This window comes from Pseudomonas sp. B1-22 (genome assembly GCF_050474425.1).
In the GTDB taxonomy this organism is placed as follows: Bacteria; Pseudomonadota; Gammaproteobacteria; order Pseudomonadales; family Pseudomonadaceae; genus Pseudomonas.
The window spans coordinates 440,905-454,384 of record NZ_JBCHVH010000004.1 but is presented as its reverse complement, the minus strand read 5'-3'; the positions used below and the strand labels follow the sequence as shown (position 1 = coordinate 454,384).

11 protein-coding genes and 1 pseudogene are annotated in these 13,480 nt (G+C 67.5%); 4 read left to right on the top strand and 8 right to left on the bottom strand.

Annotated features, from left to right (window positions below; all coding sequences use genetic code 11):
* Positions 1 to 180 precede the first annotated feature (180 nt).
* The 6 genes from ACQ5BL_RS17660 to ACQ5BL_RS17635 all read right to left on the bottom strand — a co-directional run bounded on the left by ACQ5BL_RS17660 (position 181) and on the right by ACQ5BL_RS17635 (position 6,718).
* Complete coding sequence (locus tag ACQ5BL_RS17660) at positions 181 to 1,539, bottom strand: 8-oxoguanine deaminase (RefSeq protein ID WP_243808607.1); 1,359 nt, start codon at positions 1,537 to 1,539, stop codon at positions 181 to 183.
* Between the two features lie 150 nt (positions 1,540 to 1,689).
* Positions 1,690 to 2,373, bottom strand: a complete 684-nt coding sequence (locus ACQ5BL_RS17655) for an SDR family oxidoreductase (protein WP_243808608.1) — start codon at positions 2,371 to 2,373, stop codon at positions 1,690 to 1,692.
* Between the two features lie 39 nt (positions 2,374 to 2,412).
* Positions 2,413 to 3,213, bottom strand: a complete 801-nt coding sequence (locus ACQ5BL_RS17650) for an ABC transporter permease (protein WP_243808609.1) — start codon at positions 3,211 to 3,213, stop codon at positions 2,413 to 2,415.
* Entirely contained in the window at positions 3,210 to 3,833 is a 624-nt protein-coding gene (locus ACQ5BL_RS17645) for an ABC transporter ATP-binding protein (RefSeq protein WP_243808610.1), read from the bottom strand. Before ACQ5BL_RS17645 ends, ACQ5BL_RS17650 begins: the two co-directional genes overlap by 4 nt.
* Before the next feature lie 195 nt (positions 3,834 to 4,028).
* Positions 4,029 to 5,336 carry an MFS transporter gene (locus tag ACQ5BL_RS17640; protein WP_243808611.1) on the bottom strand — a complete coding sequence of 436 codons (1,308 nt, stop codon included), beginning with the start codon at positions 5,334 to 5,336 and terminating at the stop codon, positions 4,029 to 4,031.
* A gap of 584 nt (positions 5,337 to 5,920) precedes the next feature.
* A complete protein-coding gene (locus tag ACQ5BL_RS17635; RefSeq protein WP_243808697.1) occupies positions 5,921 to 6,718 on the bottom strand; it encodes an AraC family transcriptional regulator in 798 nt (265 codons plus the stop codon).
* A 77-nt stretch (positions 6,719 to 6,795) separates the two neighbouring features.
* On the opposite strand from ACQ5BL_RS17635, the gene ACQ5BL_RS17630 reads away from it, so the two are divergent.
* The 4 genes from ACQ5BL_RS17630 to ACQ5BL_RS17615 all read left to right on the top strand — a co-directional run bounded on the left by ACQ5BL_RS17630 (position 6,796) and on the right by ACQ5BL_RS17615 (position 11,117).
* Positions 6,796 to 8,412: a gamma-glutamyltransferase family protein gene (locus ACQ5BL_RS17630; protein ID WP_430293199.1), complete on the top strand. Its 1,617-nt coding sequence runs from the start codon at positions 6,796 to 6,798 to the stop codon at positions 8,410 to 8,412.
* A 472-nt stretch (positions 8,413 to 8,884) separates the two neighbouring features.
* Positions 8,885 to 9,721, top strand: coding sequence for an outer membrane protein OmpK (locus tag ACQ5BL_RS17625; protein WP_243808613.1), 837 nt, complete (start codon positions 8,885 to 8,887; stop codon positions 9,719 to 9,721).
* A 140-nt stretch (positions 9,722 to 9,861) separates the two neighbouring features.
* Positions 9,862 to 10,530, top strand: coding sequence for a TetR/AcrR family transcriptional regulator (locus ACQ5BL_RS17620; protein ID WP_243808614.1), 669 nt, complete (start codon positions 9,862 to 9,864; stop codon positions 10,528 to 10,530).
* Complete coding sequence (locus ACQ5BL_RS17615; RefSeq protein WP_243808615.1) at positions 10,527 to 11,117, top strand: IMPACT family protein; 591 nt, start codon at positions 10,527 to 10,529, stop codon at positions 11,115 to 11,117. The genes ACQ5BL_RS17620 and ACQ5BL_RS17615 overlap by 4 nt, the downstream gene beginning before the upstream one ends.
* Positions 11,118 to 11,579: 462 nt before the next feature.
* On the opposite strand, the gene ACQ5BL_RS17610 is transcribed toward ACQ5BL_RS17615, so the two are convergent.
* Complete coding sequence (locus tag ACQ5BL_RS17610; RefSeq protein WP_430293208.1) at positions 11,580 to 12,308, bottom strand: methyl-accepting chemotaxis protein; 729 nt, start codon at positions 12,306 to 12,308, stop codon at positions 11,580 to 11,582.
* 138 nt (positions 12,309 to 12,446) lie between these two features.
* Positions 12,447 to 13,469, bottom strand: a pseudogene (locus tag ACQ5BL_RS17605) (HAMP domain-containing protein); the annotation flags it as partial.
* Positions 13,470 to 13,480: the final 11 nt, after the last annotated feature.

The window sequence follows — 13,480 nt, the reverse complement described above, 5'->3', positions numbered from 1 at the left end:
CGTTAAAAACAGGCTCGGACTGCTCATTTACTGCTCGTAAACTCCGCGTCCTCGCCTGTTTTTGCCTTGTTCTGCTCTAGCTCGCGAGATCGTGAACGGGCTCTGAAAGAGCAATGAGGCGCGGGGGAACGGCCGGCGCCCCATCCGCCAGCCGTTCCGCCGCGCCTCACCATCTACCGCTTACAGGGTGCCGAGCAGCTTGCGCGCGGCCTGGGTGTGGTCGGCGATCAGGCGCTTGAGGTCGAGGCCTTCGACTTCGCCGTCGATGACCCGCCAGGTGCCGCCGATCATGATCCGGTCGGCCTTGTCGGCGCCGCACAGCAGCAGCGCGGAGAGCGGATCGTGGCTGCCGGAGAAGCGCAGTTCGTCGAGTTTGAACAGCGCGAGGTCGGCCTGCTTGCCCACCGCCAGTTCACCGATGTCGCTGCGGCCGATGAGCTTGGCCGAGCCCCTGGTCGCCCAGCCCAGCGCGCGTTCCGGGGTGATCTTCTCGGCGCCGTAGCGCAGGCGCTGGATGTACAGGGCCTGGCGGGCTTCGAGGATCATGTTCGAGGCGTCGTTGGAGGCCGAGCCGTCCACGCCGATGCCCACCGGTGCGCCGGCTTCTTCCAGGGCCACGGTCGGGCAGATGCCCGAGGCCAGGCGCATGTTCGAGCTGGGGCAGTGGCACACGCCGGTGCCGGCTTCGCCCAGGCGGCGGATTTCCTCGTCGTTGAAGTGGATGCCGTGGGCCAGCCAGGTGCGCGGGCCGAGCCAGCCGACGCTGTCCAGGTAATCCACGGTGCGCTGGCCGAAGCGCTGCAGGCAGAAGTCTTCCTCGTCCAGGGTTTCCGCCAGGTGGGTGTGCAGGCGCACGTCTTCGCGCTCGGCCAGCTCGGCGCTGGCGCGCATGATTTCCGGGGTGACCGAGAAGGGCGAGCAGGGCGCCAGGGCGATCTGCACCTGGGCGCCTTCGCCGCGCTGGTGGTAGTCGCGGATCAGGCGCTGGCTGTCGTCGAGGATGGCCTCGGCGCTCTGTACCGTCTGCTGCGGCGGCAGGCCGCCGTCGGCCTCGCCCAGGCTCATCGAGCCACGGGTGAGCATGGCGCGCATGCCCAGCTCGTTGACCACGCCGGCCTGCACGTCGATGGCCTGCTCAAGGCCGTCGGGGAACAGGTAGTGGTGGTCGGCGGCGGTGGTGCAGCCGGAGAGCAGCAGTTCGGCCAGGGCGACCTTGGTCGCCACCGCCAGTTGGTCGGGGGTCAGGCGTGCCCACACCGGGTAGAGGGTCTTCAGCCAGGGGAACAGCGGCTGGTTCACCACCGGCGCCCAGGCGCGGGTCAGGGTCTGGTAGAAGTGGTGGTGGGTGTTGATCAGGCCGGGCGTCAGCACGTGCTGGCTGGCATCGAAGGTCTGTTCGCAGGGAGTGGAAGGCTGCTGGCCGGCAGCGACCAGTTCGACGATGCGGCCGTCCTGCACGACGATGCCGCCACGGGCGTCCTGATCGTTGGCAGTGAATACGGCGAGGGGGTTGCGCAGCCAGAGGCGGGTGGAAGGCATGAGTGATTCCTCGTTGGGCGGAGCTGCCGCGTGAGGCGAGCCGGCTCCTGTATTGAGAGAGCCAGCTCAGTGTTCACCCTGTCTGCTGATCCAGGTTCGTTGACCCACAGGTCAGACGTGGGCGCATGGTAACCCCGCCGGGGCGGTTCGTCACCAGTCGATCGTCGTCCCCTGGTAGTCCAGGTAGAACTGGCCGCCGCGCCCGGCGTGGCTTTCGATCTGCTCGACAAGGCCTTTCACGCTGGTGTGCACGTCCAGCGGCGCGGCTTCGCCGCCCATGTCGGTGCGCACCCAGCCCGGATGCAGGTTGAGCACGGTGATGCCGGTTTCGCCCAGTTCGGCGACGAAGCTGCGAGTCAGCGAATTGAGCGCCGCCTTGCTCGCCCGGTACAGCGCCATGCCGCCGGATTCGTTGCCGGCGACGCTGCCCAGCTCCGAGGTCATGAAGGCCAATACGCCTTGCTCGCCATCCAGGCGCGGCAGCAGGCGCTCGGCCAGGCGCAGCGGCGCCACGGCGTTGACCATGAACAGCTGGCCGACCTCGGCCAGCGTGGCGTCGATGGCGGACTGGTGCGCTGGGCCGTAGATGCCGGCGTTGATGAACACGAGGTCGTAGTGCGCGCCGGCCAGGGTTTCGGCGAGGCGGTCCTGGGAGTGGATGTCGTCCAGCAGCAGCGATTCGATGCGCAGCGGCAGGCCGGCCAGGTCGCCGGGGTGGGCGGCGTCGCGCACGGTGGCGGTGACGTCCCAGCCGCGCTCCAGCAGCTCACGCACCAGCCCCAGGCCGAGGCCGCGCGAGGCGCCGATGATCAGGGCGGATTTTGCAGTGTTCATGGCGCTCTCCGGTGGCGTTGGCGGGCCTCCAGCATAGTCTCAGTTCTCCGCGCGCAGGCGGTCGAGGCGCAGGCGGTCGCGCTCGTCGGTGAGCCGCCAGGCCGACAGCCAGACCGCGCCGAGTGCGGTAGCGAAACCGGCAGCGGCCAGCAGGAACATCAGCAGGATCTGGTAGCGCGCGGCGTCCAGCGGGTCCATGCCGGCGAGTATCTGCCCGGTCATGATGCCCGGCAGGGTGATGATGCCGGCGGCGGCCATCTGGTTCAGCGTGGGGATCAGCCCGTTGTAGAGCGCCCGCCGCATCACGCCGCCGAGGGCGGTGTAGCGGTCGGCCCCCAGCGCCAGGCGCGCCTCGATGGCGGCGCGCTCGCGGGTGACGCTGGCGAACACCTGGTTCAGCGCCAGGCTGCCGGCGTTCATCGCCGTGCCGAGGATGATGCCCACCAGGGGGATGGCGTGGCGCGCGTCGTACCAGGGCTGCGGGCGCAGGCTGCTGGAGAGGGCGAACAGGGCGATGCCGAGGGTGGCGACGCCCACCGTGCCGCCACCGATGCCCAGGTGCCAGAAACCGGCGAGGCGGCGCCGCTGCCGCGAGCCGACCTCGAAGGTGGCGGCACCGAGCATGCCCGCCACCACCAGGGCGGTCAGCCAGGGCGAGGAGAGGGCGAACACCTGACGCAGGAACAACCCCACCAGCACCAACTGCACCACCAGGCGCACGGCGGAGACCAGCAGCGTGCGCTGCAGGCCCAGGCGCAACGCCCAGGACAGCGCGGCGGCGGCAACGATCAGCAGGGCCGCGAGGGCCAGTTCCGGCAGGTTCAGCTGGATCGGTGTCATGCCGTCACCTCATGCAGGCCCTGCTGGTCGAGCAGAAGTCGCACATCCCCCAGGCGGCGCGCCTGCTCGCCGTCGTGGCTGACCAGCAGCAGGCCCATGCCATCGGCCAGCAGGCGTCCGAGCAGCTGTTCGACGCCGTCCCGGCTGGCCGGGTCGAGCGCCGCCGTGGGCTCGTCGAGCAGCAGGAAGCGCGGCTTCTGCACCACCGCACGGAGCAGCGCCAGGCGCTGGCGCTCACCAGTGGACAGTTGCATCACCTGGGCCTGCAACAGCGTCGGGTCGAGGTTCACCTGCGGCAGCAACGGACGCACGGCATCGAGGTCGGCGAAGTGCGCGGCGACGCTGTCCTCCCACCAGCCGGACTCGGCTGCAACATAAGTGACCAGGCGCCGCCAGGTGCCGGCCGGCAGGCTCTCGCGGCTGACCCCGGCGAGGCTGACCCGACCCTGGTTCGGGTCCAGATCGGCGAGCATGCGTAGCAGCAGACTCTTGCCGATGCCCGACGGCCCGCTGAGTACCGTGCAGTGGCCGGGCGCGAGATCGAGATCGAAGGGGCCGCCGTGCGCGCCGCGCAGTTCGCGGGCTTGCAGCGGGCCGAGGGGAATTTGCGGAAGGTTCATGGAGGGCCTTCGCCGGGGAAGATGAAGGCGAGCATAACAAGGGCGCCTGACGGTTTCTCCGGAAGCTGATTCTACAAAAAACAGCCGAACCCTCTGCCGAGCTGGAGCCCGAAACGACAAGGCCCGGCATTGCGCCGGGCCTTGTGGATAAAACGCCCCGGAGAGTGTGCGCCGGGGCCTGGGCAAGCAGCCCAATCAGTCGGTGGTGATCTTCGAGTGCTTCTGGGTGTCCTTCATGGTCACGTAGACCAGCAGCGAGCAGGCGATGCACGCGGTGACGTACCAGTAGAAGCCGCTTTCCATGCCGATGCTCTTGAACCACAGCGCCACGTACTCGGCGGTGCCGCCGAAGATGGACACGGTCAGCGCGTACGGCAGGCCCACGCCCAGGGCGCGGATCTCGGTGGGGAACAGCTCGGCCTTCACCACGGCGTTGATCGAGGTGTAGCCGCTGACGATGACCAGCGCGGCCATGATCAGGAAGAACGCGCCCCACCAGGTGTCGATGCTGTGCAGGGTGCTGAGGATCGGGTAGGTGAAGACGGTGCCCAGCACGCCGAAGGCGATCAGGATCGGGCGACGGCCGATCTTGTCCGACAGCGCGCCGACGATGGGCTGCAGCAGCATGAACAGGAACAGGGTGGCCGCCGAGATCATGGTGGAGTCGGTCTTGCTCATCCCCACCGTGTTCACCAGGTACTTCTGCATGTAGGTGGTGTAGGTGTAGAAGGCCAGGGTGCCGCCCATGGTCAGGCCGACCACAGTGAGCACTTCCTTCGGATGGCGCAGCAGGGCGCGGATCAGGCTCTCCTTGGGCTCTTCCTTCTTCCTGGTGAAGGACTCGGTCTCTTCCATGCCGCGACGCAGGAACATGGCCACTACCGCGCACAGCGCGCCGATGAAGAAGGGCACGCGCCAGCCCCAGCTTTCCAGCTGCTCGGTGGTCAGGGTCTGCTGCAGCACGATCAGCACTGCCAGGGCGATGAGCTGGCCGGAGATCAGGGTCACGTACTGGAAGCTGGAGAAGAAGCCGCGCTGATCCTTGTTGGCCATCTCGCTCAGGTAGGTGGCCGAGGTGCCATATTCGCCGCCGACCGACAGGCCCTGCAGCAGGCGCGCGAGCACCAGCAGGATGGGCGCGCCGACGCCGATGGTTTCATAGCTGGGGGTCAGGGCGATGATCAGCGAGCCGAAGCACATCAGCAGCACCGAGGCCAGCAGCGCCGCCTTGCGGCCCTTGCGGTCGGCATAGATACCCATCAGCCAGCCGCCGATCGGGCGCATCAGGAAGCCCACGGCGAAGATCGCGGCGGTGTTCAGCAGCTGGGCGGTCATGTCGCCCTGGGGGAAGAAGGCCTTGGCGAAGTACAGCGAGAAGGCGGCGTAGACATACCAGTCGTACCACTCGACCAGGTTGCCCACCGAACCGCTGAAGATCGACTTGATGCGCTGGGAAGTCGTACGGGGTGCGGCAGAAGCGGAGACGGCGCTTGCGCTATCCATGGGTATTCCTCTTGTCGTTGTTGTCGTCAGGCGTGCGGACTACGGAACGGCACGCCGGCGCGCCGCGAGGGCGGCGCAGTGTCGAGGGCGATAGCAGGCAGCGTGCCAAGGCGGGAAAGCCGCGTGGCAGAAGGGTTTCAGCGATTCATGGAGGGGCGCGGGCAGGCGAAGGAGCGCCGATGGATGCGGGTGGTGAGCGGAAATCCGCCGATCACGGCGCCGGCATTTCCCTGTAGGAGCAACTGTCTCCTTCTGGGGGGCCGTGCCAATGCATCCCCCTCACCCCAGCCCTCTCCCTCAGGGAGAGGGAGCAGTCCGAGCCGACTGACACCAAGGTTTCATCCTGCGTCGAACGGTCCCCTCTCCCCCTGGGAGAGGGTTAGGGTGAGGGCCAACCTGAGCGCAGATATATCTCGTAGGAGCGGGCCATGCCCGCGATCGCGCGCATGGCGCGCTCCTACACAAGGTGCTCCGGCGTGGCTTCGGTATGGGGTTGGCCAATCGCGGACGGAGTCCGCTCCTACGCGGGGACGGGCGTTGGGTAGGAGCGGACTCCGTCCGCGATCGACATCCGCCGGCACAGACTACCTCTGTCGGAACAAATCCCCCGGCGTAAACCCGAACAACCCCTTGAACGACGCGATGTACGCCGAGGTCGAGTCATACCCGCAATCCAGCGCCGCCGCTGTCACGCTGTCGCCGGCCTCCAGCGAGCCGAGGGAGGCGAGCAGGCGCTGGCGCTGGCGCCAAAGGCGGAAGGTCATCCCGGTCTCGCGCTGGAACAGCCGCGACAGGGTCTTCTCCGAGGTGCCGATGCGCTGCGCCCAGTCGCCCAGGGTCTGGTTGTCGGTGGGGTGGTCGATCAGCGTCTGGCACAGCTGCAGCAGCCGGCCTTCCTGCGGCATCGGCAGGGAGAAGGCGACTTCCGGCAGGGTGCGCAGCTGGTCCAGCAGCACCTCCACCAGTCGCGATTCGGGGCTGTCGCCCTGGGGATAATCCACCGGCAGCTCGCAGAAGCTCTTGATCAGCTCGCGGGCCAGCGGCGTCACCTCCAGCACCCGGCAGCGGTCCGGCGCCCAGGCACAGGCGTCGTCGCGGATGTACAGGCTGCGCATCTCGGCCTGGGTCGAGGTCACTACCTCATGCTCGAGATAGGCCGGAATCCAGATCGCCCGCTGCGGCGGGGCGAAGAAGCTGCCCTCGGCGGTGTGCACCCCGAGTACCCCGGTGATGGCGTAGGACAGCTGCACCCAGGCGTGGTGGTGGCGGCTGGTCCAGGAACCGGCGCGCAGGCGTTCGGCGCGGGCGTAGACCGGCCGCGGCAGGCGTTCGAGCACCGGGATCAGGCGCTGCAGTTCGGGAGCTTGTCCTTTCATCGGTATATCTTGAAGGTATGTCGCTAGCTGACGAAGTCTGGCAGGGCTACCCTGCCGTCTCAAGCCGTATCCGGAGGACGCCGATGCTCAGTTTTTCCGCCCAGGAGTACCCCTATCCCTCGCAGCGCTCGCTGGTCTTCGGCCGCCGCGGGATGGTCGCCACTTCGCAGCCGCTGGCCGCGCAGGTGGGGCTGGACATGCTCAGGCGCGGCGGCAACGCCATCGACGCAGCCATCGCCACGGCGGCGGCGCTGACGGTGGTCGAACCCACCGGCTGCGGCATCGGCGGTGACGCCTTCGCCCTGGTCTGGGTGAAGGACCGGCTCCATGGCCTGGACGCCAGCGGCCAGGCGCCGCAGAAACTCTCCATCGAGGCGGTGCAGGACGCCGGCCATGCGAAGATGCCGCTGTACGGCTGGACTCCGGTGACCGTGCCGGGCTGCCCGGCGGCCTGGGCCGAGCTGTCGCGGCGCTTCGGTCGCCTGCCGTTCGCCGAGCTGCTGGCGCCGGCCATCGAGCTGGCGCGCGACGGCTTCCCGGTGTCGCCGGTGATTGCCGGCCTCTGGCAGAGCGGCCTGGACAAGTTCCGCGCGGCGCTGGCGCAGCATCCCGAGTTGCAGGCCTGGTTCGACGAATTCCTCCTCGATGGCCGCGCGCCGTTCGCCGGCGAACTCTTCGCCAACCCGGCCCAGGCTGACACCCTGCAGGCCCTCGCCGAAAGCCAGTGCGAAAGCTTCTACCGCGGCGAGCTGGCGCGCACCATCGCCGCCCACGCCGAGCGCAGCGGCGGCTACCTGCGCGCCGATGACCTGGCCGCCTACCAGCCGCAGTGGGTCGAGCCGATCTCGCTGAACTACCGGGGCTACGACGTCTGGGAGATCCCGCCCGCCGGCCAGGGCCTGGTGGCCCTGATGGCGCTGAACATCCTCAAGGGCTTCGACTTCGGCGACCGCGACAGCCCGGAAACCTGGCACCGCCAGCTGGAGGCGATGAAGCTCGCCTACGCCGATGGCCGCGCCTATATCGGCCAGCCGGACTGCATGCGCGTCAGCGTGGCCGACCTGCTCAGCGACGACTACGCCGCCAGGCGCCGCGAGTTGATCGGTGCGCGGGCGCTGGAGCCGCACCCGGGCAAGCCCAGATCCGGCGGCACCGTGTACCTGGCCTGCGCCGACGGCGAGGGCAACATGGTCTCGTTCATCCAGAGCAACTACCACGGCTTCGGCTCCGGCGTGGTGGTGCCCGGCACCGGCATCGCGTTGCAGAACCGTGGCGCCGAGTTCAGCCTCGACGCCCGCCACGTCAACGCCCTGCAACCGGGCAAGAAGACCTTCCACACCATCATCCCCGGCTTCCTCAGCAGGGACGGCGTGCCGCTCGGCCCGTTCGGCGTGATGGGTGCCTACATGCAGCCGCAGGGGCACGTGCAGATGGTGATGAACCTGGTGGATTTCGGCCTGAACCCCCAGGCCGCCCTCGATGCGCCGCGCTGGCAATGGCTGGGGGACAAGCGCGTGGGCATCGAATACCACGCGCCGCGCAGCCTGGCAGCGGTGCTGACACGTCGCGGCCATCACATCGAAGTGGCCCACGACCTGACCACCTACGGCCGTGGTCAGATCGTCCTGCGCGACCCGGTGAGCGGCGTTCTCTGCGGTGGCACCGAGCCCCGCACCGACGCGCATATCGCGGTCTGGTAGCACAACCGCCCGGCGGTCCGGTGCAATCCGCAGGTGTGGCGCGCGGCTGCCTCTGGCATTATTCGCGCCCGAAAAAACGCGTGACGCTTCCCACGGGGGATTGTGTAGATTTCCCACAGAAGACTTGTATACACAATTCGAAATGATTCGATTCAACACAGAATTGCCATGTATCCAATTTTCTCCCCGGGAACCGTAAAAGCCTCAGCCGAATGGCGTGATGCTGCCCTGAATTCGGCAAAAGTTGTCTGGCGGGTCAGAAAATCTGCCCATCCAGAGCCGGTCGGCGACTGTCCGCCACCCGGGCCGGGGTCACGCAAAACGTACGGATCGTTCTTCGATCCGGAAGAAAAATGGAACACCTGGTCAGGTTTGGCTCCAATCTTGCTTTTCCAGGCCAGACCTGACTTTCCGGACAGGTTCCGCTGACAACTAAAAACGTAATTCGACTGCACTGATTTAGGAGCAACGCATGACTCGCACTCTCGCATCCCTGCTGTTCGCCAGCGGGTTGCTGGCGGCCGGCCAGGCCATGGCTGGCGGTGAAGACCTGACCCCCGGCGCGGTCGTCGACGACGGCCCGCTGATCTGGCACAACGAAAGCCTGTCCTACCTGTGGGGCAAGAACTACAAGGTCGATCCGCCGATCCAGCAGACCTTCACCCTCGAGAGCGCGAGCGCCTGGACCTGGGGCGACATCTGGTTCTTCGTCGACCAGATCAACTACAACGGCAAGGAAAGCCCGGTAAACGGCAAGAACAGCTACTACGGCGAGTTCAGCCCGCGTCTGTCCTTCGGCAAGATCACCGGCACCGACCTGTCCTTCGGCCCGGTCAAGGACGTGCTGCTGGCCAGCACCTACGAGTTCGGCGAAGGCGACGTCGAGTCCTACCTGCTCGGCCCGGGCTTCGACCTGGCCCTGCCCGGCTTCGACTACTTCCAGCTGAACTTCTACTACCGCAAGCCCGATGGCGACCGCGTGCCGTCCGGCGCCTGGCAGATCACCCCGGCCTGGGCCATCACCTTCCCGGTGGGCAACTCCGACATCCTGTTCGACGGCTTCATGGACTGGGTCGTGAACAACAAGGACGCCAGCTCCGGCCACCCGAACCAGTCGGACTACCACGCCAACCTGCACTTCAACCCGCAGATCAAGTACGACCTGGGCAAGGCCATGGGCTACGAGGCCAAGCACCTGTACGTGGGTATCGAGTACGACTACTGGTCCGACAAGTACGGCATCAAGGATTCCCAGTACTTCACCACCGACCAGAACACCATGAGCGCACTGGTCAAGTACCACTTCTGACGGCTCGCCGGACCCCGCCAGGCGGCGGGGTCCGCGTTCCCTCGTGGCGCATTGCCACTCATTTTCTCCGGCGAGCGCTTGAATCGCCCGCCCCGCCTGGGTTATCCATGCTGCGCCCCCCGTAGACGTGGACCCGCCACATGACTCTCCAAGTGCCCGCCCATACTGCCCAGAACGGTGAAAAGCCCGCTGGCCGCATTCGCCAGAAGAACGAAGTCGCGATCCTCGCCGCCGCCGAGGAGGAATTCGCCCGTCACGGCTTCAAGGGCACCAGCATGAACACCATCGCCCTGCGCGTCGGCCTGCCCAAGGCCAACCTGCACTACTACTTCAGCAACAAGCTGGGGCTGTACGTGGCGGTGCTGAGCAACATCCTCGACCTGTGGGACAGCACCTTCAACCACCTCACCGTGGACGACGACCCGGCCGTCGCACTGGCCGCCTACATCCGCGCCAAGATGGAGTTCTCCCGCCGCTACCCGCAGGCCTCGCGGGTGTTCGCCATGGAGATCATCAGCGGCGGCGAATGCCTGACCGAGCACTTCAGCCAGGACTACCGCACCTGGTTCGCCGGCCGCGCCGCGGTGTTCCAGGCCTGGATCGACGCCGGCAAGATGGACCCGGTCGACCCGGTGAACCTGATCTTCCTGATCTGGAGCAGCACCCAGCACTACGCCGACTTCGCCACCCAGATCGCCTTCGTCACCGGCCGCAAGCGCATGTCCAAGCAGGACTTCGGCAACGCCAGCGACAATCTCATCCGCATCATCCTCAAGGGCTGCGGGCTGACGCCGCCGGCGACTGCATGAGTTTCACCCTCGCCGCCCCCGCCCAGTACGAGGAAGACATCCGCAAGAGCCGCTTCCACTGCGTCGCCGCGCCGATTGCCAGCGAGGCCGAGGCGCAGGCCTTCCTCGCCGCACACCGCGACGCCAGCGCCGGGCACAACTGCTGGGCGTGGAAGCTGGGCAACCAGTACCGCTTCAGTGACGACGGCGAGCCCGGTGGCACCGCCGGCCGGCCGATGCTGGTGGCCATCGAGGGGCAGGACATGGACCGCGTGGTGGTCATGGTCAGTCGCTGGTTCGGCGGCATCAAGCTCGGCACCGGCGGCCTCGCCCGTGCCTATGGCGGCTGCGCAGCGAAATGCCTGCAGGACGCGCCGCGCGTGGAGTTGGTGCCCAGCAGCCGGCTGGCCTTCGAGTGCAGTTTCGCCGAGCACGCGCTGTTCAAGGCGCGACTGCTGAGCCTGGGCGCTGCCATCGAGGACGAGGCCTTTGGCGCCAGTGGCGTACGCCTGACGCTGAACCTGCCCACCGCCCAGGTGGATGCCCTGCAGCGGCTGCTCAGCGACCTCAGCCGGGGGCGTATCCAGGCCGAGTCCCTGGACGCCTGACGCTTCTCCCCAATCGCCGTGGAACCGCCTGTGGATAACCTGTGGTCCGACGTCGCTCGCCCCGATGAATCGTAGTGTTGCACCTTCTGGTTGATTTTTGATCAAAAGCACCGTCGAGCGCTGAGCATTATTTGAACAAGCTGTGGAAAAGCTGTTGGCAATTTTCGCGGGCTTTTGCTGATCGGACGACCCTCGAATTATTCAGTGAGCTTATGCAGCGCCCGCAGCGCTTGGCCCCGGGCCTTTCGAGCGAATGTTCAGCGGCGGTGGAGAACCCGGTGTAAAAGCTCTGAACAATCTGTGGGTAGTCTGTGAGCGATTCGGGCCCGATCATTGCTGATCCGGGGCGATGATCGATCACCAGGGTGCACCGACAAGCGGGTTGTGCGAAACGAGAAGCCTCGCCAGCCTGTGGGTAACTTTGGGGAAAAAGGCGCCGGCGCAAAGGCCAGCGCCTCGGGCTTACAGGCGGAATTGCGCCATCTGCCGCGCCAGGTCGTCGGCCAGGGCGCGCAGTTCGCGGCACTGCTCGCTGCCGTGCTGCACTTCGCGGCTGGTGGCGTGGGCGAGGTCGGCGATGCCCTGCACGTTGCGGTTGATCTCCTCGGTCACCGCCGACTGCTCCTCGGTAGCCGTGGCGACCTGGTGGTTGATGTCGCTGATGCGCTCCACCTGGTCGGCGATGGCGCCCAGCGAGGCGCCGGCCTGTTCGCTGGCGGCCAGGCTCTGGCCGGTGGCCTGCTGGCCGGAGTGCATCGAGCGCACGGCCGTGTCGGCGCCGTTCTTCAGGCGCTGGATGATGGCGAGGATCTCGTCGGTGGAACCCTGGGTGCGGCTGGCCAGGGTGCGCACCTCGTCCGCCACCACGGCGAAACCGCGGCCCAGCTCGCCGGCCCGCGCGGCCTCGATGGCGGCGTTGAGGGCGAGCAGGTTGGTCTGCTCGGAGACGCCACGGATCACCGCCAGCACCTGGTCGATGCTCGCCACCTGGTCGGCCAGCTGGCCCACCGCGCTGGCGGCCTCGCCGATCTCCCCGGACATGCGCTGGCCGAGCTGCAACGAACCGTCGACCACCCGGCGCGCCTCGCCGGCCTCGTCCCGCGCCTGCTGCGAGGCGCTGGCCGCCTGCTCGGCGTTGCGCGCGATCTCCTGCACGGTGCTGCCCATCTCGTTCACCGCCGTGGCGACCATGTCGGTCATCTCCTGCTGGCGGCCGGCGTGTTCGGCGGTGTTCTCCACCACCCGCGCCACTTCGCCGACCGTCTGCAACAGCCGCTGGCTGGTGGCGAGCACGGCGCCGATCAGCGCGCGCTGGCCTTCGAGGAAGCGGTTGAAGCCGCGCGCCAGGTCGCCCAGTTCGTCGGCGCGGCTGTCGTCCAGGCGGCGGGTCAGGTCGCCACCGCCGCCGCCGATTTCCAGAAGGGCGCCGGTGACCTGGCGGATCGGCCGGGCCAGGCTGCGCGCCATCAGCACCACCAGCGCCAGGCAGAGCAGCGCGACGATGGCGCCGGCCAGGCCGGAGAACGCCAGCGCCTCGCGGGCGTCGGCGTAGATTTCCGCCTCGGGCACTTCGGTCACCAGGGTCCAGCCCAGGTCATGCAGCGGCAGGCTGGCGGCGAGGAAGTCTTCGCCGTCGCGCTCGAAGCGGGCGCTCTGGAAATCCTGCCGGCCCAGCAGCGCGGCCGCCGCCTGGGCGCCGACCAGGTCGCCCAGAGTGAGGCCCTTGGGCAACGAGGGATCGGGATGGATCTGCACCTGCCCGTCGTTCTTCACCAGGTACACGCGCCCCGACTGGCCGAAGCGGAAGTCGCGGATCAGCGCCGACAGCTCGCGCATCTCCAGGCCCAGCCCGGCGATGCCCAGCAGCTTGCCGTCACGCTCCACGCGCTGGTCGATGAACAGCGCCAACTGGCCGGTGCCGCCGTCGACGTCGATGTTCCACATGCGCGGCTTGCCGCTGTCGATGAACTGGAAGTACCAGCTGTCCTTGGGGTCGCTGCGGCTCAGGGTGCGTTCCTTGCCCTTGTCGCTGTAGTAGGCGCCGCTGGCGTTGGACGCGATCAGCGCCGCGAAGGCCTTCTGCGAGGTGCGGATGCCGCCCAGGTAGCGGGTGAATTCGGCAACCCGTTCCGGGCTTTCGCCACCGGCCAGCCAGTCCTGCACGAGGGTGTTCTCGGCAATGCCGGAGGCGGCGGTGATGGGGCCGGTGAGGCGTCGCTCGAAGTCGTTGGCGATCGCCTGGATGCTCGCTGGCAAGGCCTGCTCGAGCAGGTAGCGCTCGCTCAGGCGGTTGACCAGCACGGCATACAGGCCGAGGACGATGAGCAGGCTGATCAGCAGGGCTGCGCCCATGCTGAGGATGA

Bases quoted from the DNA above. Each gene is read 5' to 3' on its own strand.
- ACQ5BL_RS17630 (WP_430293199.1), top strand. From the start codon at position 6,796: ATGCTCAGTTTTTCCGCCCAGGAGTACCCCTATCCCTCGCAGCGCTCG.
- ACQ5BL_RS17610 (WP_430293208.1), bottom strand. From the start codon at position 12,308: ATGGTCGCCACGGCGGTGAACGAGATGGGCAGCACCGTGCAGGAGATC.
- ACQ5BL_RS17615 (WP_243808615.1), top strand. From the start codon at position 10,527: ATGAGTTTCACCCTCGCCGCCCCCGCCCAGTACGAGGAAGACATCCGC.
- ACQ5BL_RS17640 (WP_243808611.1), bottom strand. From the start codon at position 5,336: ATGGATAGCGCAAGCGCCGTCTCCGCTTCTGCCGCACCCCGTACGACT.
- ACQ5BL_RS17645 (WP_243808610.1), bottom strand. From the start codon at position 3,833: ATGAACCTTCCGCAAATTCCCCTCGGCCCGCTGCAAGCCCGCGAACTG.
- ACQ5BL_RS17660 (WP_243808607.1), bottom strand. From the start codon at position 1,539: ATGCCTTCCACCCGCCTCTGGCTGCGCAACCCCCTCGCCGTATTCACT.
- ACQ5BL_RS17620 (WP_243808614.1), top strand. From the start codon at position 9,862: ATGACTCTCCAAGTGCCCGCCCATACTGCCCAGAACGGTGAAAAGCCC.
- ACQ5BL_RS17655 (WP_243808608.1), bottom strand. From the start codon at position 2,373: ATGAACACTGCAAAATCCGCCCTGATCATCGGCGCCTCGCGCGGCCTC.
- ACQ5BL_RS17650 (WP_243808609.1), bottom strand. From the start codon at position 3,213: ATGACACCGATCCAGCTGAACCTGCCGGAACTGGCCCTCGCGGCCCTG.
- ACQ5BL_RS17625 (WP_243808613.1), top strand. From the start codon at position 8,885: ATGACTCGCACTCTCGCATCCCTGCTGTTCGCCAGCGGGTTGCTGGCG.